The sequence below is a fragment of the Gordonia amicalis NBRC 100051 = JCM 11271 genome, assembly GCF_000332995.1.
Taxonomy (GTDB): domain Bacteria; phylum Actinomycetota; class Actinomycetes; order Mycobacteriales; family Mycobacteriaceae; genus Gordonia; species Gordonia amicalis.
In genome coordinates, this window is record NZ_BANS01000028.1 from 22,386 (window position 1) to 42,090 (window position 19,705).

At 67.8% G+C, this 19,705-nt stretch carries 21 protein-coding genes; 10 read left to right on the plus strand and 11 right to left on the minus strand.

What is annotated here, in order from left to right; all coding sequences use genetic code 11:
- Positions 1–43 precede the first annotated feature (43 nt).
- From GOAMI_RS14255 to GOAMI_RS14265, 3 genes are all read right to left on the minus strand, one after another.
- Positions 44–1,153, minus strand: coding sequence for a lytic transglycosylase domain-containing protein (locus tag GOAMI_RS14255; protein ID WP_006437245.1), 1,110 nt, complete (start codon positions 1,151–1,153; stop codon positions 44–46).
- Between the two features lie 367 nt (positions 1,154–1,520).
- A complete protein-coding gene (locus GOAMI_RS14260) occupies positions 1,521–2,042 on the minus strand; it encodes a DUF1003 domain-containing protein (protein WP_006437246.1) in 522 nt (173 codons plus the stop codon).
- Positions 2,039–3,352 carry a magnesium transporter MgtE N-terminal domain-containing protein gene (locus GOAMI_RS14265; RefSeq protein ID WP_006437247.1) on the minus strand — a complete coding sequence of 438 codons (1,314 nt, stop codon included), beginning with the start codon at positions 3,350–3,352 and terminating at the stop codon, positions 2,039–2,041. Before GOAMI_RS14265 ends, GOAMI_RS14260 begins: the two co-directional genes overlap by 4 nt.
- A gap of 84 nt (positions 3,353–3,436) precedes the next feature.
- Here GOAMI_RS14265 and GOAMI_RS14270 point away from each other — a divergent pair, with 84 nt between their 5' ends.
- From GOAMI_RS14270 to GOAMI_RS14290, 5 genes are all read left to right on the plus strand, one after another.
- Positions 3,437–3,925 carry a YflT domain-containing protein gene (locus GOAMI_RS14270; protein ID WP_006437248.1) on the plus strand — a complete coding sequence of 163 codons (489 nt, stop codon included), beginning with the start codon at positions 3,437–3,439 and terminating at the stop codon, positions 3,923–3,925.
- A gap of 165 nt (positions 3,926–4,090) precedes the next feature.
- The gene (locus tag GOAMI_RS14275; protein WP_006437249.1) at positions 4,091–5,542 is read left to right on the plus strand and encodes an extracellular solute-binding protein; all 1,452 of its coding nucleotides are present in this window, start codon (positions 4,091–4,093) and stop codon (positions 5,540–5,542) included.
- Positions 5,539–6,777, plus strand: coding sequence for a sugar ABC transporter permease (locus GOAMI_RS14280; protein ID WP_081598251.1), 1,239 nt, complete (start codon positions 5,539–5,541; stop codon positions 6,775–6,777). Before GOAMI_RS14275 ends, GOAMI_RS14280 begins: the two co-directional genes overlap by 4 nt.
- Positions 6,778–6,781: 4 nt before the next feature.
- Positions 6,782–7,612 carry a carbohydrate ABC transporter permease gene (locus tag GOAMI_RS14285; RefSeq protein ID WP_006437251.1) on the plus strand — a complete coding sequence of 277 codons (831 nt, stop codon included), beginning with the start codon at positions 6,782–6,784 and terminating at the stop codon, positions 7,610–7,612.
- Positions 7,613–7,615: 3 nt separating this feature from the next.
- Entirely contained in the window at positions 7,616–8,797 is a 1,182-nt protein-coding gene (locus GOAMI_RS14290; protein WP_006437252.1) for an ABC transporter ATP-binding protein, read from the plus strand.
- Between the two features lie 28 nt (positions 8,798–8,825).
- On the opposite strand, the gene GOAMI_RS14295 is transcribed toward GOAMI_RS14290, so the two are convergent.
- Together GOAMI_RS14295 and GOAMI_RS14300 are read right to left on the minus strand one after the other, a co-directional pair.
- Complete coding sequence (locus tag GOAMI_RS14295) at positions 8,826–9,683, minus strand: hypothetical protein (RefSeq protein ID WP_006437253.1); 858 nt, start codon at positions 9,681–9,683, stop codon at positions 8,826–8,828.
- On the minus strand, positions 9,673–10,377 hold the full coding sequence (locus GOAMI_RS14300; protein WP_006437254.1) for a metallophosphoesterase family protein: 705 nt from the start codon (positions 10,375–10,377) through the stop codon (positions 9,673–9,675). Before GOAMI_RS14300 ends, GOAMI_RS14295 begins: the two co-directional genes overlap by 11 nt.
- Positions 10,378–10,435: 58 nt before the next feature.
- Here GOAMI_RS14300 and GOAMI_RS14305 point away from each other — a divergent pair, with 58 nt between their 5' ends.
- From GOAMI_RS14305 to GOAMI_RS14315, 3 genes are read left to right on the plus strand one after another with little or no spacing between them, the layout of a single operon-like run.
- On the plus strand, positions 10,436–11,026 hold the full coding sequence (locus GOAMI_RS14305) for a suppressor of fused domain protein (RefSeq protein WP_006437255.1): 591 nt from the start codon (positions 10,436–10,438) through the stop codon (positions 11,024–11,026).
- 36 nt (positions 11,027–11,062) lie between these two features.
- Positions 11,063–11,761, plus strand: a complete 699-nt coding sequence (locus GOAMI_RS14310) for a HemK2/MTQ2 family protein methyltransferase (RefSeq protein ID WP_040004864.1) — start codon at positions 11,063–11,065, stop codon at positions 11,759–11,761.
- Complete coding sequence (locus tag GOAMI_RS14315) at positions 11,758–12,006, plus strand: CDGSH iron-sulfur domain-containing protein (RefSeq protein ID WP_210738349.1); 249 nt, start codon at positions 11,758–11,760, stop codon at positions 12,004–12,006. The genes GOAMI_RS14310 and GOAMI_RS14315 overlap by 4 nt, the downstream gene beginning before the upstream one ends.
- Positions 12,007–12,023: 17 nt before the next feature.
- Here the strand turns inward: GOAMI_RS14315 and GOAMI_RS14320 are convergent, their stop codons facing one another.
- From GOAMI_RS14320 to GOAMI_RS14330, 3 genes are all read right to left on the minus strand, one after another.
- A complete protein-coding gene (locus tag GOAMI_RS14320; protein ID WP_006437258.1) occupies positions 12,024–13,070 on the minus strand; it encodes an iron-containing redox enzyme family protein in 1,047 nt (348 codons plus the stop codon).
- Positions 13,071–13,187: 117 nt separating this feature from the next.
- Positions 13,188–13,832, minus strand: coding sequence for an HhH-GDP family DNA glycosylase (locus GOAMI_RS14325; protein WP_006437259.1), 645 nt, complete (start codon positions 13,830–13,832; stop codon positions 13,188–13,190).
- Positions 13,833–13,871: 39 nt separating this feature from the next.
- Positions 13,872–14,960: a magnesium and cobalt transport protein CorA gene (locus tag GOAMI_RS14330; protein ID WP_006437260.1), complete on the minus strand. Its 1,089-nt coding sequence runs from the start codon at positions 14,958–14,960 to the stop codon at positions 13,872–13,874.
- Positions 14,961–15,067: 107 nt separating this feature from the next.
- On the opposite strand from GOAMI_RS14330, the gene GOAMI_RS14335 reads away from it, so the two are divergent.
- Complete coding sequence (locus GOAMI_RS14335; protein ID WP_006437261.1) at positions 15,068–16,042, plus strand: type 2 periplasmic-binding domain-containing protein; 975 nt, start codon at positions 15,068–15,070, stop codon at positions 16,040–16,042.
- 4 nt (positions 16,043–16,046) lie between these two features.
- Here the strand turns inward: GOAMI_RS14335 and GOAMI_RS14340 are convergent, their stop codons facing one another.
- Together GOAMI_RS14340 and GOAMI_RS14345 are read right to left on the minus strand one after the other, a co-directional pair.
- Positions 16,047–16,877 (minus strand): SDR family NAD(P)-dependent oxidoreductase, encoded by an 831-nt coding sequence (locus GOAMI_RS14340; protein WP_006437262.1) that lies wholly within the window; start codon positions 16,875–16,877, stop codon positions 16,047–16,049.
- A gap of 46 nt (positions 16,878–16,923) precedes the next feature.
- Positions 16,924–18,480, minus strand: coding sequence for a flavin-containing monooxygenase (locus GOAMI_RS14345; RefSeq protein WP_006437263.1), 1,557 nt, complete (start codon positions 18,478–18,480; stop codon positions 16,924–16,926).
- A 75-nt stretch (positions 18,481–18,555) separates the two neighbouring features.
- Between GOAMI_RS14345 and GOAMI_RS14350 the strand changes: the two genes are divergently transcribed.
- Positions 18,556–19,212, plus strand: coding sequence for a TetR/AcrR family transcriptional regulator (locus GOAMI_RS14350; RefSeq protein WP_040004858.1), 657 nt, complete (start codon positions 18,556–18,558; stop codon positions 19,210–19,212).
- A 7-nt stretch (positions 19,213–19,219) separates the two neighbouring features.
- On the opposite strand, the gene GOAMI_RS14355 is transcribed toward GOAMI_RS14350, so the two are convergent.
- Positions 19,220–19,699 (minus strand): DUF4383 domain-containing protein, encoded by a 480-nt coding sequence (locus GOAMI_RS14355; RefSeq protein ID WP_006437265.1) that lies wholly within the window; start codon positions 19,697–19,699, stop codon positions 19,220–19,222.
- Positions 19,700–19,705 lie beyond the last annotated feature (6 nt).

Genomic DNA, 19,705 nt, shown 5'->3' on the forward strand with positions numbered 1-19,705 from the left:
GGACCACGGTGGTGGTCCCGGCAGGCGGTCGTGCGGTGCCGGATCAGCGAACGGGCACCGGTGTCGTCGCCGGTCCCGACCGGTTCTCCGGCGGGGCCTTCTTGGTCACCGGAGCCTGCTTCTTGGGCGGCGGCGGGGGCACCTGTCCGGGCAGGGTGATCGTCGGCAGGCACACGATGAAACAGTTCTGCGGCGGCGGTGCGGGCCTGCGTACCGACGGCGACGAGGACGACGGACCCGACGGCGGCGTGGAGGACGAGGAGGAACTCGACTTGCTCTTGCTCGACGAACTCGACGCCTTGCGTTTCGCCTCCGGGATCGGGTTGGTCGGCATGACGCCGGTGGCGTAGGCGCCGGCCCAGCCGAGTACGTTCGCGACGTACTCCATCGAGCGGTTGTACCGGAGCACCGCCGCGACGCGGGTGCCCTCGCTCATGATGTCGCTGACCCCGGCGCACAGGTAGCGTCCCGCAGAGTAGGTGGCGTCGAAGATGTTGTTGGGGTCGGACTTGCCGTCGCCGTTGGCATCGGAGCCCCAGGACGCCCAGGTGCTGGGGATGAACTGCATCGGTCCCATGGCCCGGTCGTGCCCGGGGTCGCCGTCGATGCGTCCACCGTCGGTGTCCTTGATGACCGCGTTGCCAGCCAGGGAACCGTCGAGCACGGGCCCGGCGATCGGGTTGATGGTGGTGCCGTACTGGTCGACCGAACCGTTGCTCGCATGATTGGACTCGATGCGGCCGATGCCGGCGAGCAGGAACCAGGGCAGCTTGCACTGTGGACTCTCGGCGCCGACCCGGTTCGCGGCGAGCTTGTAGGCCTGCAGGACCACGCCGGGGATGCCGAGAGGACCGGAGGGGAGATCGTTCGCGAGTCGGAACTGCGGCGCGGGAAGCGCGGCGGCTGGCTTCTCCGGCGGCGGTGCGAAACCGAGGAGCGTCACGGGCGAACCCGGCACGACATCTGCGACGACGACCGGGGCCTCGGGTTCGGGGGTCGCTGCGGCGAGCACGCCGTGCGCGCTCGATGACGCCGTGCCCAGCACCATCGTGCCGACGAGTGCGCCACCGACGACGATCGTCGCGGCTCGCCGCGGGAAGTGCAGGGGACGCTGCGGCCCACGACGGCGGCGCACCAGGTTCAGCGGGCTCATCGGCCACCGCCCCGGCGGTCCGCCCGCACCGATTTCTCGATCACATCTACTCCGTTGTCACAACACCACACGTCTGCCCCCCGAGGACGCAGTGATTGCCCGCTCCGGCCGCACGGCCTGGAGCCGAGAGCGGATGTGTCCGGCCGGGTCTGGCGTCGTGACCGACACCGGGATCCGGCCGAACTGTGACCCACCATACATATTGGGTCTGATGACCCAATGGCGAACTCCGCATTTACTCGTCGTCACTCACTTCGTCGCTGCGACGCGAGAAGTTACGGCGGCAAACCCATGGGAGAGAAGTTACTGGAGTGACGTCACGGAGTGGTGTCGGGCGGTGCCGGCACCTCCTGGAGACGTGGTCCGCTCAGCGGGACTTCTCGACGCCGTCCGCGTCGTCCGAGGCTTGGTCGCGTGCACCGAACCGTTCGGTCAGCTCGTCGAGTAGCTCGTCGAGTTCTTTGCGCAGGTAGTCGCGCGTCACCGTGTCGCCGACGGCCAGGCGGACGGCGGCCAGCTCACGCGCGAGGAACTCGGTGTCGGCCTTGGTCTGCGCCGACCGCATCCGATCCTCCTCGAGCGCCACGCGGTCCCGGTTCTCCTGACGATTCTGGGCCAGCAGGATCAGCGGCGCGGCGTAGGCCGCCTGCGTGGAGAACGCGAGGTTGAGCAGGATGAACGGATACGGGTCCCACCGGATCGTCACCGCGACCAGGTTCAGCGCGATCCACACCACCACGATGACGGTCTGGATCAGCAGGTACCGGCCCGTGCCCAGGAACCGGGCGACACGTTCGCTGTACATCCCGACGATGTCGGAATCGAGATTGAACGAGATGGTGCGCCGGGTGCTGGGGATGTCGAGTTTGCGACCGCCCCGCTCGCTCATCGGATCCTCACCTGCGCGCCGACGCCGGTCGGCTTGTCGACGTCCTCGGGTTCGGTCTCACGCCAGTCGCGCGGCAGGATCTCGTCGAGGAGGTCGTCGACGCTGACGGCGCCGAGCAGGTGGCCGGCCTCGTCGACCACCGGGCCGCAGACGAGGTTGTAGGTCGCGAAATAGCGCGTCATCGTCTCCAGTGAGTCTTCCGGGTGCAATTGCGCGAGGTCGGTGTCGAGGATTCCGCCGACCAGGTGGGCCGGCGGCTCGCGCAGCAGGGCCTGCAGGTGCACACAGCCGAGATACTTGCCCGTCGGCGTCGCGGTCGGGGGACGGACGACGAACACGATGCTCGCCGAAGCGGGGGTGAGATCGGGGTTGCGGACGCGTGCGAGTGCCTCGGCGATCGTCGTCGACGCGGTGACGATGATCGGCTCGGAGGTCATCACACCACCGGCGGTGTCGGGGGAGTGCAGCAGCAGTCGACGGACCGGTTCGGATTCCTCCGGGTCCATCTCCTCGAGCAGCGCCTCGGCCTCGGTGGCGGGGAGCTCGCCGAGGAGGTCGGCCGCGTCGTCGGGATCCATCTCCTCGAGAATGGTGACGGCCCGATCGCGACCCAGGGCGGTGAGCATCGCCGTCTGATCGTCGGGTGGCAGCTCCTGGAGCACGTCGGCGAGCCGCTCGTCCTCGAGCGCCGAGGCGATCTCACCACGTCGTTTGGCCGGCAGCTCCCGGAGCGCGTTCGCCACGTCGGCCGGGCGCATCCCCTCGAACTGCATCAGCGCCTGGGCGACGCCCTGGCCGGGCAGGTCGAGGGCGGACTGGGTGATGCCCTGGACGCTGGACCATTCCACGACGTGGGTCTCGTGACGCCGGCGCAGACCGCGTCGGCCCGCGCGGATGGCGACCCGCGAGACGACCCAGTCCCGGGTGCGGGTGCGTTCGATGCCGAGATCGACCACCGTCACGTCGGCGTCGGCGAGTTCGGGCAGGTCCGGGTCGGTGACCCGGACCCGGGTGTCGAGGATCTGGCCGATCGCCAGGGCCTCGCCGGGGCGAAGATGCAGTTTCCGCAGGCTCACCGTGCCGGTGTTGAGGGTCACCGCCTGCGGTTCGATGCCGGTGACGCGCAGCATGGGAACGAAAATCCTTCGGCGGGTGGTCAATTCGACCGCGAGGCCGAGTGCGCGTGGTTGTTGACCCGACAATCGGATCGAGATCACCACGTCGCGGACCCTCCCGATGGATTCACCATCGGGACCAAGGACGGCCAACCCGACTAATCTGGCCACGAACACCTTGCTCACCGACGACATGGGAGTAAGGGTAGTGCCATCGGTTCGGCCAACGCCGTCGGCGAGCGCGGAACAGCAGACTCGACTTCACAGGGAGGTCCCGAAATGACGAATCCCATGCGCCCGGGTCGGGAGACGCCGGGCCTGCCGACGCCGCCCAAGGGGTGGCCGATCGGCTCCTACAGCACCTACGCCGAGGCGCAGCGGGCGGTGGACTATCTGTCCGACGAGAACTTCTCCGTCGAGGACGTCACGATTGTGGGCGTCGACCTCATGCAGGTCGAACGTGTCATCGGACGCCTGACGTGGGGCAAGGTGATCGGCGGAGGTCTGGTCTCGGGGGCCTGGCTCGGCCTCTTCTTCGGCATCCTGGTCTCACTCGTCTTCACCGGTTCGCCCCTGGGGCCGATCCTGGTCGGTCTCGTCGGCGGCATGGTCTTCGGTGTGATCTCGGCGACGATTCCGTATGCTGCGACACGCGGCCAGCGCGACTTCGCGTCGACCATGCAGCTCGTCGCCGGCCGTTACGACGTCCTCTGCGATCCCAAAAGCGCAGAGAAAGCCCGCGACATGCTCGCGCGCCTGACGATGTGAGGTCTCGACCGTCGGCGGACACGGGGCGATCACAATCGGCGACGGAGTGGCACGCCCATGCCGAATGTGTTGCATGTCACGAATCGTGACGTATAGCGTTGCACCTCGGACGCTCACGGCGGAGCACCTCGGGTACTCCGCCGCGTACGACATCGAGGAGGCTGCGTGCGGAGCAGGGTCAGCAGGTATCGAACCACAAGTCGCGTAAGGCGAAAGGTCCTCGCGGCGGCGGTCGCCGCGGCCGCGGCGCTCCCCGTGCTGTCGGCGTGCGGCTCGGGATATGAAGCGGGCGTACTGAATTTCTATCCACCCGCCGACGGTGCCGACACCTTCGCCGCGATCGGCGACAAGTGTTCCGCCGAATCCAACGGTGAGTACAAGGTCGTCACGACGCCCCTGCCGAAGGGTGCCGACGATCAGCGGCTGCAGTTGGCGCGCCGCCTGGCCGGCAACGATTCCGGGCTCGACCTCATGGGCATGGACGTGGTGTGGACCGCTGAGTTCGCCGACGCGGGCTGGATGGTCCCGGTGCCCGACGCGATGGCCGCGGAGGTGTCCGCGCGGACCCTCGGCGGTCCGCTCGACACCGCGGTGTGGAAGACGGATGAGGATGAGCGCGAACGCCTCTACGCCATCCCGTTCTCCACCAACACCCAGTTGCTCTGGTACCGCAAGGATGTGCTGAAGGACAAGGTCGACCGCCGTCGTCCCGCCTCGACGTGGGACGGGATGCTCGAGGATGCACTGGTCAGCGGCCGCAACGGCGGACCGACCTACATCATGGTGCAGGGCAGGCAATATGAGGGCCTGATGGTCTGGTTCAACTCGGTACTCGTCAGTGCCGGCGGCCAGGTCGTCGACCCCGAGAACCCCGACAAGGTCACGCTCAACGACACTCCGGAGCATCGCGCGGCCACGGTCCGCGCCCTCCGGACACTCAAGGCGGTGGCCACCGCACCGGGCGCCGACCCGTCGCTGACCAACTCCGACGAGGGTGCCGCCCGCCTGGGCATGGAGAGCGGTGAGGCGCTCTATGAGGTCAACTGGCCCTTCGTGTTCCCCGGCATGCGCGAGAACGCCGTCGCGGGATCCGTCCCGTTCCTGGACCTGACGAAGTACGCCGACCTGTACGCCGACAGCGAGAATCCGCCGTCCGACCGGGATGTGCTCCCGCTCAACCGGGAGATGCAGAAGGTCTTCGACTTCGCCCCGTACCCGGGCTTCGAGGGCCTGCCCACCAAGACGACCCTCGGTGGGATCAACATCGCCGTCGCCAGCACCTCCGAGCAGCCGGACCTGGCCTTCCGGGCGGCCGAGTGCATCACGAGCGAGGCGTCGCAGAAGGACTTCTCGCTCAACGCGGGTCCGCCCCCGGTGATCGAATCCATCTACGACGACGCAGATTTCCGCCTCGCCTATCCGATGGCGCGGGAGATCAAGCGTCAGCTCGAACCCGACCATGCTGCGATTCGTCCGAAGTCTCCTGACTACCAGGCGATCTCGACGCTGCTGCAGGCGAAGCTGAGTCCGGTCGGGGCGTGGGATCCGGAAACACTGGTGGACGAACTCGCCGAGGCCGTCCAGAAGGCAATCGACGGGGAAGGGTTGGTTCCGTGACCGATCACAACACACCCGGCGGGAACACTCCGGGCGGGCGCGCACCGAACGAGGACGACTCCGCCGACGAGTCCGCGTTCCGCCCCGGCCGCCATGCGCTGCCCGACGATGCGCCCGCCCAGACCGGCCCGATCCCCATCGTGGGGGACAGCCCGCCCGTGCACTCCGACGAGTTGTGGAAGGCGCCACCGGGAGGACGCCACGAGGTTCCACCCGGTTCGGCCCGGGTCGGTTCGGCGCCCGCGAACCCGGTCGGGTCGAATCCCGGATCCGTCGGCGTGGCACGGTCATCGGCAGCCGCCACCGCGGTGGCCGAACGACCCCGCGAAGAAGCCGCACCGAAGCCCCGCAAGCGCAGTGAGGGCAAGACGGCCGAGCGGCGGCTGGCCTTCTGGCTCATCGCGCCCGCCGCGCTGATGATGCTGCTGGTGACCGGATATCCGATCATCTACGCGGTCTGGCTCTCGCTGAACAAGATGAGCCTGTCCGCGCCCGGAGAGCGGGAGTTCGTGTGGTTCTCGAACTACGCGACGGTGCTGACCGACAACTACTGGTGGACGGCCTTCGGCGTCACGGTGGGTATCACGGTCGTGTCGGTGCTCATCGAGCTCGTCCTCGGCATGGCCATCGCACTGGTCATGCACCGCACCATCTTCGGACGCGGCACGATCCGCACCGTCGTCCTGATCCCGTACGGCATCGTGACCGTGGCCGCGGCGTTCTCGTGGTACTACGCGTGGACGCCCGGCACCGGCTATCTGGCGAACCTGCTGCCCGACGGCAGTGCGCCGCTCACCGAACAGTGGCCGTCGCTGGCGATCATCGTCCTCGCCGAGGTCTGGAAGACCACCCCGTTCATGGCGCTGCTGTTGCTGGCGGGCCTGGCGCTGGTGCCCGACGACCTGCTGAAGGCCGCCCAGGTCGACGGTGCCGGTGCGTGGACGCGACTGTGGCGCATCATCCTTCCGCTGATGAAGCCGGCCATCCTCGTCGCGCTGCTGTTCCGCACCCTCGACGCGTTCCGCGTGTTCGACAACATCTACGTTCTCACCAGCGGGTCCAACAACACCTACTCGGTGTCGATGCTGGGCTATGACAACCTGTTCGGCGCGTTCAACCTGGGCGTCGGATCGGCGATCTCGATCCTGATCTTCATCTGCGTGGCGATCATCGCGTTCGTGTTCATCAAGGGGTTCGGCACCGCCGCACCGGGTTCCGACGACGAGGGGAGGTAATCCGGTGAATTCGAGCGGAAAGTCCAAGGCGTGGTGGACGATCGCCAACATCCTGGTGATCCTGTACGCACTCATCCCGCTGCTGTGGATCATCAGCCTGTCGTTCAAGCCGGCGTCGAGCGTGACCGACGGGAAGTTCATCCCGGCCGAGTTCACCCTCGACAACTACAAGTCGATCTTCGAGACCAGTGCCTTCACCTCGGCGCTGATCAACTCGATCGGCGTCGGTCTGATCACCACGCTGATCGCGGTGATCCTGGGCACGATGGCCGCCTACGCCGTGGCGCGACTGGAGTTCCCCGGCAAGAAGGTCCTCATCGGGGCCGCGCTGCTGATCGCGATGTTCCCGCAGATCTCGCTGGTGACACCGCTGTTCAACATCGAGCGGCGTCTGGGTCTGTTCGACACCTGGCCGGGCCTGATCCTGCCGTACATCACCTTCGCGTTGCCGCTGGCGATCTACACACTGTCGGCCTTCTTCCGCGAGATCCCCTGGGAACTCGAGAAAGCGGCCAAGATGGACGGCGCCACCCCGTGGCAGGCCTTCCGCAAGGTGATCGCGCCGCTGGCCGCGCCGGGTGTGGTGACCGCGGCGATCCTGGTGTTCATCTTCGCCTGGAACGACCTGCTTCTCGCCCTGTCGCTGACCTCGACCGAACGGGCGATCACCGCACCGGTGGCCATCGCGAACTTCACCGGCAGCTCTCAGTTCGAGGAGCCGACCGGTTCGATCTCGGCCGCCGCGGTCGTCATCACCATCCCCATCATCATCTTCGTGCTGTTCTTCCAACGTCGAATCGTGGCCGGTCTGACTTCCGGCGCCGTGAAGGGATAACCCATGGCAGACATCGTTCTGGACAAGGTCACCAAGAAGTACCCGGACGGCTCCACCGCGGTCGACGGGGTCGACATCGAGATCGCCGACGGCGAGTTCGTGATCCTCGTCGGCCCGTCGGGCTGCGGAAAGTCGACGACGCTGAACATGATCGCGGGCCTCGAGGACATCACCTCGGGTGAGCTGCGGATCGGCGGGGAGCGCGTCAACGAGCGCGCACCCAAGGACCGCGACATCGCGATGGTGTTCCAGAGCTACGCGCTCTACCCGCACATGTCGGTGCGCGACAACATCGCCTTCCCGCTGACCCTGCAGAAACTGCCGAAGGATCAGATCGCCGCCAAGGTCGACGAGGCCGCGCGCATCCTCGATCTCGGTCAGTACCTCGACCGCAAGCCGGCCAACCTGTCCGGCGGCCAGCGCCAGCGCGTCGCGATGGGCCGCGCGATCGTGCGCTCGCCCAAGGCATTCCTCATGGACGAGCCGCTGTCGAACCTCGACGCCAAGCTGCGCGTGCAGATGCGGACGGAGATCGCCCAGCTGCAGCAGCGCCTGGGAACCACCACCGTGTACGTGACGCACGACCAGACCGAGGCCATGACCCTCGGCGATCGTGTGGTCGTCCTGCGCGGCGGGCACGTCCAGCAGATCGGTACGCCCCAGGAGCTCTACAACAACCCGACCAACGTGTTCGTCGCCGGGTTCATCGGTTCGCCGGCCATGAACTTCCTGTCCGGCCGCCTCGGCACGGACGGCATCGAGACCGCGATCGGCACGATCGCCCTCGACGATCACCGCGCCGTGGTGTCGCGTGCAGGTGACGTCGGAAGCAGCGGTGAGGTTCTCATCGGCATCCGCCCCGAGCACCTCGAGGACGCGTCACTGGTCGACGACACCACGCGTCGGCATGGTGCGACGTTCACCGCGAACATCGAAGTCCTGGAATCGATGGGCTCGGACATCTACGCCTACTTCGGCATCGGCGACGGATCGACCCGGGCGTCGAGCGACGCGCTCGCCGAGCTGTCCGCCGACTCCGGCGCCGACCTCGGGGGCAGTCAGCTCATCGCCCGCCTGTCGCCGGATTCGAAGGTCCGCCGTGGTTCGACCGCCGAGCTGTTCTACGACGCCTCGAAGGTGGCGGTGTTCGATCAGAGCTCGGGAGAGTCGCTGCGCCGCCACTGAACCCGGTCCTCGACTCGTTGCGCGACCACTACCGCCGTCTCTGGTGGGAGTGGTCGCGCAGTTCGTCGAACACCTTCTCGTCCCAGATGTGCCTGCGCACCAGCCGATAACGTTCGCAGGCCACCCACATGTACAGTTCGGCGTCGCTGGTCAGGTCGTCGCGGAGGCCGGCCCGGCGGGCCATGCGGACGACGGGCAGGAACTCCTCGCCGAACCAGCGCCGGGCGACCTCGGTGCGACTCAGGAACTCACCGATCTCCTGAGAGAGCCGAAAACCCCACGCCTCCACGCTCTCCGCGAGTTCGGCGTAGTCGAACGGGTCGGTCAGGGTGATGGCCTCGGCCTGCGCACCCTCGAGCGGCACCCGCGACAGGAACAGCCGGCGGTGATCCTTGAGGATCAGGTCCGACGGTGCGTTGATGCCCTCCGGTGAGATTCGTGTGTGGATCTCGGTCACATAGGCGTCGACGGTGGTCAGGTTGCGGGCGATGGCGATCGACACACGGTGATGGCCGTCGATGACGAAGTGCATCGAACCGACCCGGTAGAGCTGAACCGGCGGCACCGACTCGCCGCGGCGTTGCGCGGCGGCGATCCGCTGCCACCGTTCCCGCAGCCGCGACGAGGTGGGGCGGAAGTAGCGGTCGAAATCCTTGGTGCGGTCGACGCTTCCGACGATCGAGGACACCTCGACGACCTGGAGTCCGAGTACGGTCTTGCCCGTGGCCCCGAGCGCCGCGACGACCTCGTCGAACGGCAGGATGGTGTTGACGTCCGCCGGCTGACGCATGAACCACTGTGCGAGACGGGCACGTTCGGCCTGGCGGCGCAGCCGGGCGAAGTCGTTGCCGGCGTCGGCGTCGGGGAATCCGGTGTCACGCGCCATGTCTGCGTCTCACGATCTCGACGTTCCGGCTCGCCGGATCGATGTCGAACTGGCAGAAGCCCACGACGTTCATCGACGTCGTCGTCTCGCCGATCGGCAGATCGCGCGGCCTGTTGCCGTAGGGATGGACGTGCCCGTGCACCAGCAGCGTCGGGCGCAACGCATGCACGAGCGGGTGGAAACAGTCGAAACCCTGATGCGGGGTGTCGTCGCCGTCGCCGACCCCGCGCGCCGGGCTGTGGGTGAGCAGGATGTCGGTGCCGCCCCGACCCGGACCGACGGGCTTCGACAGAACGTTTCCGCAGCGCAGACGCATTGACCGGAGTCGTTGCTGGGTGTCGGTGTACTGGTTTGAGCCGCCGTTGTATCGCCGGCTTCCGCCGAGACCGCTGATCCGCAGTCCGGCGACCGTCACCGTCCGACCGTCGGCGTTGATCCCGCCGCGCGGACCGGGATCCACGGTGGGGAGACCCGCACGGGTCCACCCGGTGCGTCCGCGGTGGTAGCCGCGGAGTTCACGGTCGTGGTTGCCGGGGACGTAGACACAGGGTGCGTCGCACAGCGAGGCGAGGATCTCGAGATAGTCGAACGGGAGGTCGCCCGCGCCGAGGATGAGGTCGGGACGCCCCTCGATCCCGATGCCGAAGGTGAGAGAGTCCACCACCTCGTCGGCGACCGCCAGAACCCGGACCATTGCTCCAGGCTAGACGAGGGCTCAAATCGGTCACAGTCTTCTCGGTAGCCTGACGGACGTGACTGAAGCGGTGACCGAACTCGTCGGGCGACATCTCAGGGAACGGCTGGGCGCCGAACCACAACGAGCGTCGGTGACGTTCCTCGGTGTGGAGCCGATCGACGTCCTGCGGTTCGTGCTCGGCGACTCCGCCCCCGGTGAGCTGGTGTACGTCACGTCGGGGTGTGCACGCCACCCGATGACCGATCCGACCGACCTCCACGCCGACCCGGTGCGGGGGCCGCGGGCCGAACTGGTGGTACGCATGCGGGCGGGTTCGCCGCTCCCCGGTCTGCACAGGCGCTTGGCGACGCTGGCGGCCGCACCCGCCGTCGAGGGGCTGATCCTCGACGCCGACGCCCTCGTCGACCTGGGCGAACCGCTCTGGGACGGCGCGACCTGCACCGCGGTGTTGCTGTCCGACGACGAACTCGGCGAGGTCGAGTTGCCCGCCCCCATGGATCCCGTCCGTCTGTTGCGGGCGGTGCCGATCACGGCGAACGAGGCGGCCTGGGTGCGACTGAAGGGGGCTGACGCTTTGCGCGACGCCTGGCAGGAGGCCGGCATCGATGTCGCCGAACCGAATCGCGCCTCGGCCACACCCGGCTGAGGTTTCGTGCGGCTCGCCGGCGGGAACGATGCACTGGTGACGCTGACATCCGCATCGCCCGCATCGCCGCGAGCCACGGTCGCCGACTCCGCGGTCGGCGAGGTCTATCTGCCCCAGCAGGACACCGAACTGCTCATCGACCTGGTGCACTCCCTGGGTGTGGACGGCAAACGCGTCCTCGACCTGTGTACCGGCAGCGGTGCGATCGCCATCGCAGCCGCTCGTCGGGGCGCCGCCGAGGTCACCGCCGTCGACGCTTCCGCCGACGCGGTCGCGTATGCGCGTCGGTCCGCGAGATCGGCGGGGGTGTCCATCACCGTCGAACACGGCGACCTGACCCGCCACGTGGGGCACTACGATGTCGTGACCTGCAATCCCCCCTACGTCCCGACGCCACCGGTCTCCGACCCCCGGTATCACCCGGCCGGCCCCTCGCATGCCTGGGACGCGGGCCTCGACGGTCGGGCCGTGCTGGATCTGCTGTGCGCACATGTCCCGACGCTGGTTCGTCCCGGAGGGGCGTTCCTCCTGGTGCACTCCGAGTTCGCCGATGAGGAAGCGTCGCTGCGCACTCTGCGTGCCGGGGGATTGACCGCCGAGGTCGTCGCCGAGAGGTTCATCCCGTTCGGTCCGGTCATGACCGCCCGCGCCGAGTGGCTCGAGGAACGCGGACTGCTCGATCGAGGGTGTCGCGTCGAGCGGCTGGTCGGGATCGCGGCCGTCGCACCGTCATGACGGTCGGAGGAGATGTCACAGTGACCAGCAGCGGAGACGATGCGACGGACAAGCGCCGCACCGCGGTGCGGGTGGTACGTGGCGGACCGGTGCTCGTGGAGGGCCCGGTCGACATCGAACTCCCAGACGGTTGCCATGTGCAGTCGGACCGCTTCATGGTCGCCATCTGCGCGTGCGGTCGTAGCAAGAACTACCCGCTGTGCGACACCAGCCACCGCAAGCGCCGCCGGCGCTCGGCCGACTAGCTCCGACGCCGAACCCCTCAGATCCCGGGGAAGGCGCTCTCGCCGCGTTCCCACGCGCCCATGACATGCGCGTCGAGCGCATCCTCCACGAACAGGAAGGCGCGGATACCGAAGATCACATCGGCCTCGGCGCCGGGATCAGAACGGACCAGGTCGCCGACGACGTCGGTGCGCAGGATCTGCTCATGAACCGCGTCGGCCTCGACGTGTTCGCGGTAGAAGTGTCGGCACGCCTCGGGGGCATCGAGACGCTCGAGCCCGGCCAGGAGCCGCTGAGACCCGGGCGGTGAGGTGATCTCGGTGGCCGCGAGGTGGCCGACCGCGGCGCCGCGGTACCGGCGGTGCAGACCGAACAGCGACATGAGGTTCACCGGTGTCAGCGCGACGCCGGGGACGGTGTCGAGATAGCCGAGATAGTCGGCGGACAGATCGGCCGCACGGAGCAGGTCGGCGAAGAGTTCCTGATGGACCGCGTTGCCGCGACCGCCGCCGAACTCGTCGAATTCGACTGCCACGAAAGCGGCCTTGGCATGTCCGCGCAGGCGCGGGATCGCCCAGGCGTGCGGGTCGGCCTCTTTCAGGTGATACAGCGACCGCAACGCGAACAGTTGGCGATATTGCTCCCAGGTGCCGTTGTCGCGGAGGTGGTACGACGCGCCGTCGCCGTCGGGATTCTCGATGCAGAGTTCATCCATCTCGGCCTGCGCGGTCTCACCCTCGGCCGCGGCCGGGACATCGCGGTGGAGTGCGTCGAGGAATCGTCGTTCGAGTTCGGCGCGCAACGACAGCAGCGCCGGCTGCCACTCCCACGTGACATCGGCGTCGGCGAATCCGACGTAGTGCATCTCATAGCAGAGGTAGAGCGCGAGCTGCAGGTCGTCGCCGTAGGGGTCCGGGTCGTGCAGTGCTGCGGTGACGTCGACGGTCGGTGTCGTATCGGGATCGCTGCGCAGCAGGTCGATCACCGCCTGGGACAGGGGACCGCGTGCCTGTGGCAGCGTCGGGATGCGAAAGACCCCGACCGTGGTCGGATCCGCAGCGATCGCCTGAGCTGACACCAGCACTCCTCACTCCTCTGGTCCGCGACGCCGGGCGCGGACGCGGATCGTTCCCCGGGTATCCGGGGGCGGCCTGGCCCAAACCTGCCATGCCGGTGACCGTCATCCCAGAATAGGCCGCCGCTACCCGGATCTGACCGCGCTGAGCAGGGCGTCGTCGAGTGAAGCGCGCACCAGGGCGGCGGCGAGGACCTCGGGCCTGCCGCCGGCGAGGTCGGCGAGCCGCCCGGGGTCGCCGGGAAGACCGAGGTCCTTGGCGGCGTCGAGGGCCCGTCGGTCGAAACGCGGTGCGACCCAGCCCCACACGGACTGCACTTCGCGCAGGAAGATCTCGGCGCCGACCGGACCTATGCCGGTGAACTCCTGCAGCAGTTTCGCGGCCTTGTCCGGGTCGGAGTCGGCCTTCTCGGCGAGTTCGCGGAGATCGCCGTGATAGTCGTCGAGCACCTTCCGGCCGGCCTCCCCGAGCCGGGTGGCGGTGCTCTCGTCGTAGCGCTTGTAGTGTCCCCGGCCCAGGGCGTCGACGAGGCTCTGCCACGACGCCCGGGCCATCTTCTCCGGGGTCCGGTACCCGGACGAGAACAGTTCGCGAGCTGCGGCGACCGCGATCTCGGCGGAGATCCGCGTGCTCAGCAGGAGGGACAGGACGAGCAGCTCGAACAGTGGCGACGGGGTGTCCTTCAGCGTGATCCCCGCGTCGTCGGCGTAGGTGCGGCCGGCTCGCTCGAGCAGGGCCTGCACGGTGTCGTCGGTGTCGGTATCGCTCATGGTCTTGCGACTACCCGAGGTGGCGATCGGGCAATCACCTCATAGCCAGTGGCTGCGCCGGAAGACCACGAACAGCAAACCGCACACCGCCACCAACACGCCGAGGACAAGCGGATAACCCCACGGCTGATGCAGTTCGGGCATGTGGTCGAAGTTCATGCCGTAGATCCCGGCGACCATCGTCGGAACCGCGGCGATCGCAACCCAAGCGGAGATCTTGCGCATGTCGGTGGTCTGCTGGATGCCCACCTTCGCGGCGCCGGCCTGCAGCAGGGAGTTCAGCAGATCGTCGTATTCAAGCACCCGGTCGATGACGGTGGTGAGATGGTCGTCGACGTCGCGGAGGTGCCGGCGAACCTCCTTGGGCACCAGCGGGTTTCCGCCGGCGGTCAACATCCGCAATGGTTCGGACAGCGGGGTGACGGCGCGTCGGAGTTCGAGGACCTCGCGCCGCAGCAGATAGACCGGGTCGATGTCGAGCCAGCGATTCTGCCGGCTGAACACCGACTCCTCGATCGCCACGATGTCGACGTCCATGCGTTCGGTCACGGCGAGATAGCTATCGACGACCTTGTCGGCCACGGCGTGCAGCACGGCGGTCGGGCCGAGCGCGAGCCGTTCGGGGCGGCTCTCGAGATTCCGCCGCATCCCCGACAGTTCGGTGTGCTCGCCGTGCCGCACCGTGAGGACGAAGTCGGGTCCGGCGAAGACCATGATCTCGCCGGTCTCCACGACCTCGCTGGCCTTCGCCATCGACTCGTGTTCGACGTACTGCACGGTCCGCAGCACCAGGAACTGCGTGTCGTCGTAGACCTCGAGTTTCGGCCGCTGGTGCGCGTGCACGGCGTCCTCGACGACGAGCTCGTGCAGACCGAAGGTCGTGCCCACATCGGCCATCTGGGAGTCGTCGGGGGAATGCAACCCGACCCACACGAAGCCCTCACCCGATTCACGAACCTGAGCCAGTGCGTCGCGGTAACCGATGCGACCCGGCCGGCGGTGGCCGTCGACATAGACCGCGCAGTCGACGACCGCGCGTGCCGCGGGTACCGGGATCTTCCTCGGCGAGGCGTGTGCGTCCCGACGCGGCGGGAGGCCACGCGGACCGGATTTGGGGATCGTCGCCACGTCTGCCGATGGTACGCGCGGGGATTGCCTCGTTCCCGCCTATGGGATCTCGGCCGTGCCGCCGAGGGCGTCTGAACCGGGAGGCGCACAGCAGATACGGTGGCACCGTGCGTAAACGTCTCGTCCGCAAGCGTCTCGTGGTGGTCACCGGGCTGATCGTGGCACTGGCCGTCGTCCTCGCCGGGTGCGGGGACGAAGCCGCGTCGCCACCGCGGGGCATCGTGATCGGCTCGTCGGACGACGCGGCCATGCGGGTGATGGCCGAGGTGTACGCGGGTGCACTGCGCAACGCGGGTTCCGTCGTGTCCGCCGACCGGCTTCGCGGTGACGACGCGACGCTGCTCGACGAGATGGATCGCGCCGACCTGGACCTCTTCCCGGCCTTCACCGGGGACCTGCTGACGATGCTCGCCCCGTCGTCGACCGCGGTCGGCGCCGAGGACGTCTACGTGGAGCTGAACCGATCACTGCCGCAAGGTGTTTCGGTGGGCGACGAGACGCCGGTCTCCGGCGCACCGCAGATCTTCGTGTCGACGGCCCTCGCCGGCAGCGTGGGCGCCACCGGCCTCGACGACTGCGCACTGCTACCGGCCGGACTCCCGGTCGTCGCCACCTCCGACCCCGATCCGGCGACGCTCAACGCGTTCACCTCGGCCGGGTGCCGACTCGGACCCGTGGAAACGGTCGACACCACCGATCAGGTCCTGCGGCGCGCAGCCGACGGCAACGCGGTCGGTCTCCTCACGCCTCTCGACATCGCCGGGGAGGACGCCGAGGGCGCATCGTCCGACGTCCAGGCACTACGCAACTCGGAAGGCGGCGGCGACACCCCCGACAACGCGCCGGACGGGGGCGAGGCGAGTACCGAGCGCGAGCCCGCCGCCGAACAGACCGGACCGCGCGCCGAGGTGCTCGTGCCCGTGTTCCGGTCGGCCGCACTCAACCGCGATCAGGTCAAGACCATGAACAAGGTCGCCGGCGAGATCACCACCGCCGACCTCGCCACGATGTCGGGCGAGGTCGAGACCGGCAGCGATCCGCGGGACGTCGCGCTCGAGTGGCTGGCCGAACACGGCCTGTAGCTGCTCAGTCCGCCTTCGAGAGCGCCCAGCCGGTGACCTTCGCCGAGACCCACTGGTACTTCGATGCGACGATGCGCACCGCGAGATCGAGGATCTTCGCATCGGCTCCGACGAGGATGCGCGCCTTGTTCTTCCGCACGCCCTCGATGATCACGTCGGCGGCGTCCGCACTCGACATGCGCGCGAGGTAACGGTCGAAGAAGGCGGCGGTCGCCTTCTGGTCGTGGTCGCCGGAGACGGTGGCGTTGCGGGCGATCGCGGTCTTGATTCCGCCCGGGTGCACACAGCTCACCTGGACCGGGTGCTTGGCGATGATCATCTCCTGGCGCAGGGCCTCGGTGAAGCCGCGGACGGCGAACTTCGCCGAGTTGTACGCGGCCTGACCGGGTTCGGCGAGGAGGCCGAACAGCGACGAGGTGTTGACGATGTGGCCGTCGCCGGAGGCGATGAGGTACGGCAGGAACGCCTTGGTGCCGTTGACGACTCCCCAGTAGTCGACATCCATGACGCGCTCGATGTCCTTGAACTCGGTGCGTTCGATCTCGCCGTGATGTGCGATGCCGGCGTTGTTGAAGACCACGTTGACCACGCCGAAACGGTCCTTGACGGTGTCGGCGTAGGTCAGCACGGCCTCCCGCTCGGCGACGTTGAGCAGCTGCGAATGCACTTCTGCTCCGGCCGCTTTCACGAGACGCTCGGTTTCGGCCAGGCCGTCGGGCGTGACGTCGGAGATGGCGAGGCGTGCACCCTGCCGGGCGAGTTTGACCGCGATGTCGCGGCCCATGCCCGAACCGGCGCCGGTGATGACCACGACCTTGTCGCGAAAGTCCTTCATGAGTTGTCTCCTCGAGATGGTGTCGAAGTGGCGGGGGGTCGAACGCTCAGGCGTTGACGGCCGCCGGCTGGTCGGTCTTCGACTCGTCGCCGTGGTCCGGGGTGGAGGTCGCCGGGCGTCGTGCGCCGCGGGTGACATCGTATGCGGCGATGTCGAACCGGCGGGTCGTGTTGCGGAAGGCGAAGGTGAATCCGGGCCACAGCGTGGTGATGTTGCCGTTGGCGTCCTTGTACCAGGAGGCGCAGCCGCCGTTGACCCACACGCTGTTGCGCAGCTTGTGCTGGATGCCCGCGTTGAACTCCTGCTGTGCGGACAGCTTCACCTCGGTGCGGGTGATCCCCTGCGACCGAACGGTTTTGAGGTAGTCGACGAGGTAATTCAGCTGCGACTCGATCATGTACACCATCGAGGTGTGGCCGAGGCCGGTCGACGGCCCGACCATCAGCATCATGTTCGGGAAACCGTGGACGAACGAGCCCTTGTAGCCCTGCATGCCGATCTCGGCCCAGACGTCGGCCAGGCTGCGCTGGTCCTTGCCGACGATCTTGTCGAAGACGGGGGAGTCGGTGACGTGGAATCCGGTGGCGACGACGATGACGTCGACCTCGCGGGTCGTCCCGTCCTTGGCGACGACCCCGGTGGGGGTGATGCGCTCGATCCCGTCGGTGATGAGGTCGACGTTGGGGCGGGCGAGGGCGGGATACCAGTCGTTGGACCGCAGGATGCGCTTGCATCCCACCTGGAAGGTGGGGGTGGCCTTACGGCGCAGCTCGGCGTCGCGACCGATGCCCCGCGCGATGTTGGCGCGGCAGAGCAGTTCGACGGGCTTGAGCGCGGTGGGGGAGTAGGTCAGGCCGAAGGCGATGACCTCGTTGGCGGCATAGATCCCGCCGCGGACGGCCGACTGGTAGCCCGGGACGTTCTTGTACGCCCAGTGCTCGAGCTTGGTGTACGCGCGTTCGGTACGGGGGACGATCCACGGTGCGGTGCGCTGGTAGACGTCGAGGCGCGAGGTCACCTTGGCCAGCTCCGGGACCAGCTGGATGGCCGAGGCGCCGGTGCCGATGACCGCGACGCGCTGTCCGGTGAAGTCGTGGTCGTTGTCCCAGCGGGCCGAGTGGACGATCTTGCCCTCGAAGGATTCGATGCCCTCGATGTCGGGGAGGTTCGGCTCGCAGAGCGGTCCGACGCCGCCGATGAGGACGCGGGCGCGGACCTGTTCGGTGGTGCCGTCGCGCTCGGTGTCGATGATCCAGCGTCCCTCGTCCTCGTTCCACGCGGCGTTGGTGACCTCGGTGCCGAAGCGTGACCGGGCCGCGATGTCGTGACGAGCCGCGACATCGTTGATGTACGCATGGATCTCCGGCTGGTGCGAGTACGACCGCGACCAGGTCGGGTTCTTCGCGAACGAGTAGGAGTACAGCTGCGACGGCACGTCGCAAGCGGCGCCGGGGTAGGTGTTGTCGCGCCAGGTGCCGCCGAAGTCGCGGCCTCGATCGAGGAGCACGAAGTCGTCGAATCCGTGCTGCCTCATCCGGATGGCGGCACCCAGCCCCGAGAAGCCGGCCCCGATGATGGCGATCTCTACATCGTTCGTTGTCATGGTGCCACCATAGGGGTGATACTGAACACGTGTCAATAGTTATTGAACAAGCCTCAATAGGGGTAGTCTGACCGGGTGACCAGTAGAGGAACGGCTGCCACGCCGGTGATCGAGGACAAGCCGACCGCGTCCAAGCGCACCCGGATGAGTCCCGAGGCCCGTCGCGATCAGCTCCTCGAGTTCGGTCTGGAGATGGTCCGGGATCGACCCCTCGACGAGATCACCATCGACGCCATCGCCGACGCGGCCGGGGTGTCGCGGGCGCTGCTGTTCCACTATTTCGCGTCCAAGCAGGACTATCACGTCGCGATCGCCCAGGCGCAGGCCGACCGGATGCTGGCCTGCACCGAACCGGACGAATCCCTCGGCGACCCGATCGCCATCCTGACCGCATCCATGGCGGCCTTCGTGGACTTCGTCAGCGAGAACCGTTCGGCGTACACAGCTCTCATCCGCGGGGCGTCGAGCTCGGACCCCGCGATGCGCGACGTCTTCGACCGCACCCGGGAGGTCATGGTCGGCCGCGTTCTCGATCACGCGCCGGCTTTCGGTGTGGAGGTCACCCCGACGGTGGTGCTGAGCGTCCACGGCTGGGTCGCCTTCGTCGAGGAGACGACGATCCGCTGGCTGACCTCGCCCACGGTCACCCGTGAGCAGCTCCTCGGCCTGATCACCGCGGCGCTGCCGGCGCTCGCCGCTGCGGGCGAACAAGCCACCGGGGCCACCGGGTAGCAACGTGTCAGGCGGCCGGGCCGCCGGCCGGGTTGACGGTTCCCGTCGCGGGCCGCACATCGCGGTTGCGTAGGAGGAGGCCGACCGCGATCATCCCGACCCCGAGAACGAAGTGCAGCCAGTTGTCGGCGGTGTTCACCGGGACGAAGTTGGCGCCGCTGTCCTGGTCGATGACCAGACCGTAGACCCAGAGCACGAGGTAGATGGCACCGCCGGCAACCAGATAGAGGAACGCGGTGGCCACCGTGCGGGCCAGGAGTATCCCCGCCACGCCGAACAACAGGTGGACGATGTTGTGCAGGATCGACACCTGGAAGATGCCGAGCAGAGCGGCCTCGGAATGATGACCCGCGAACGTCAGCGTGTCGTAGTCCGTGGTGATACCCGGGATGAAGCCCAGGATTCCGACGAGCAGGAAGACCGCGCCGACGACGAGCGCCGCGGTCCGGATGGGTGAACGAGTGACCCGGGCATTCGTGGATGACATGAGAAT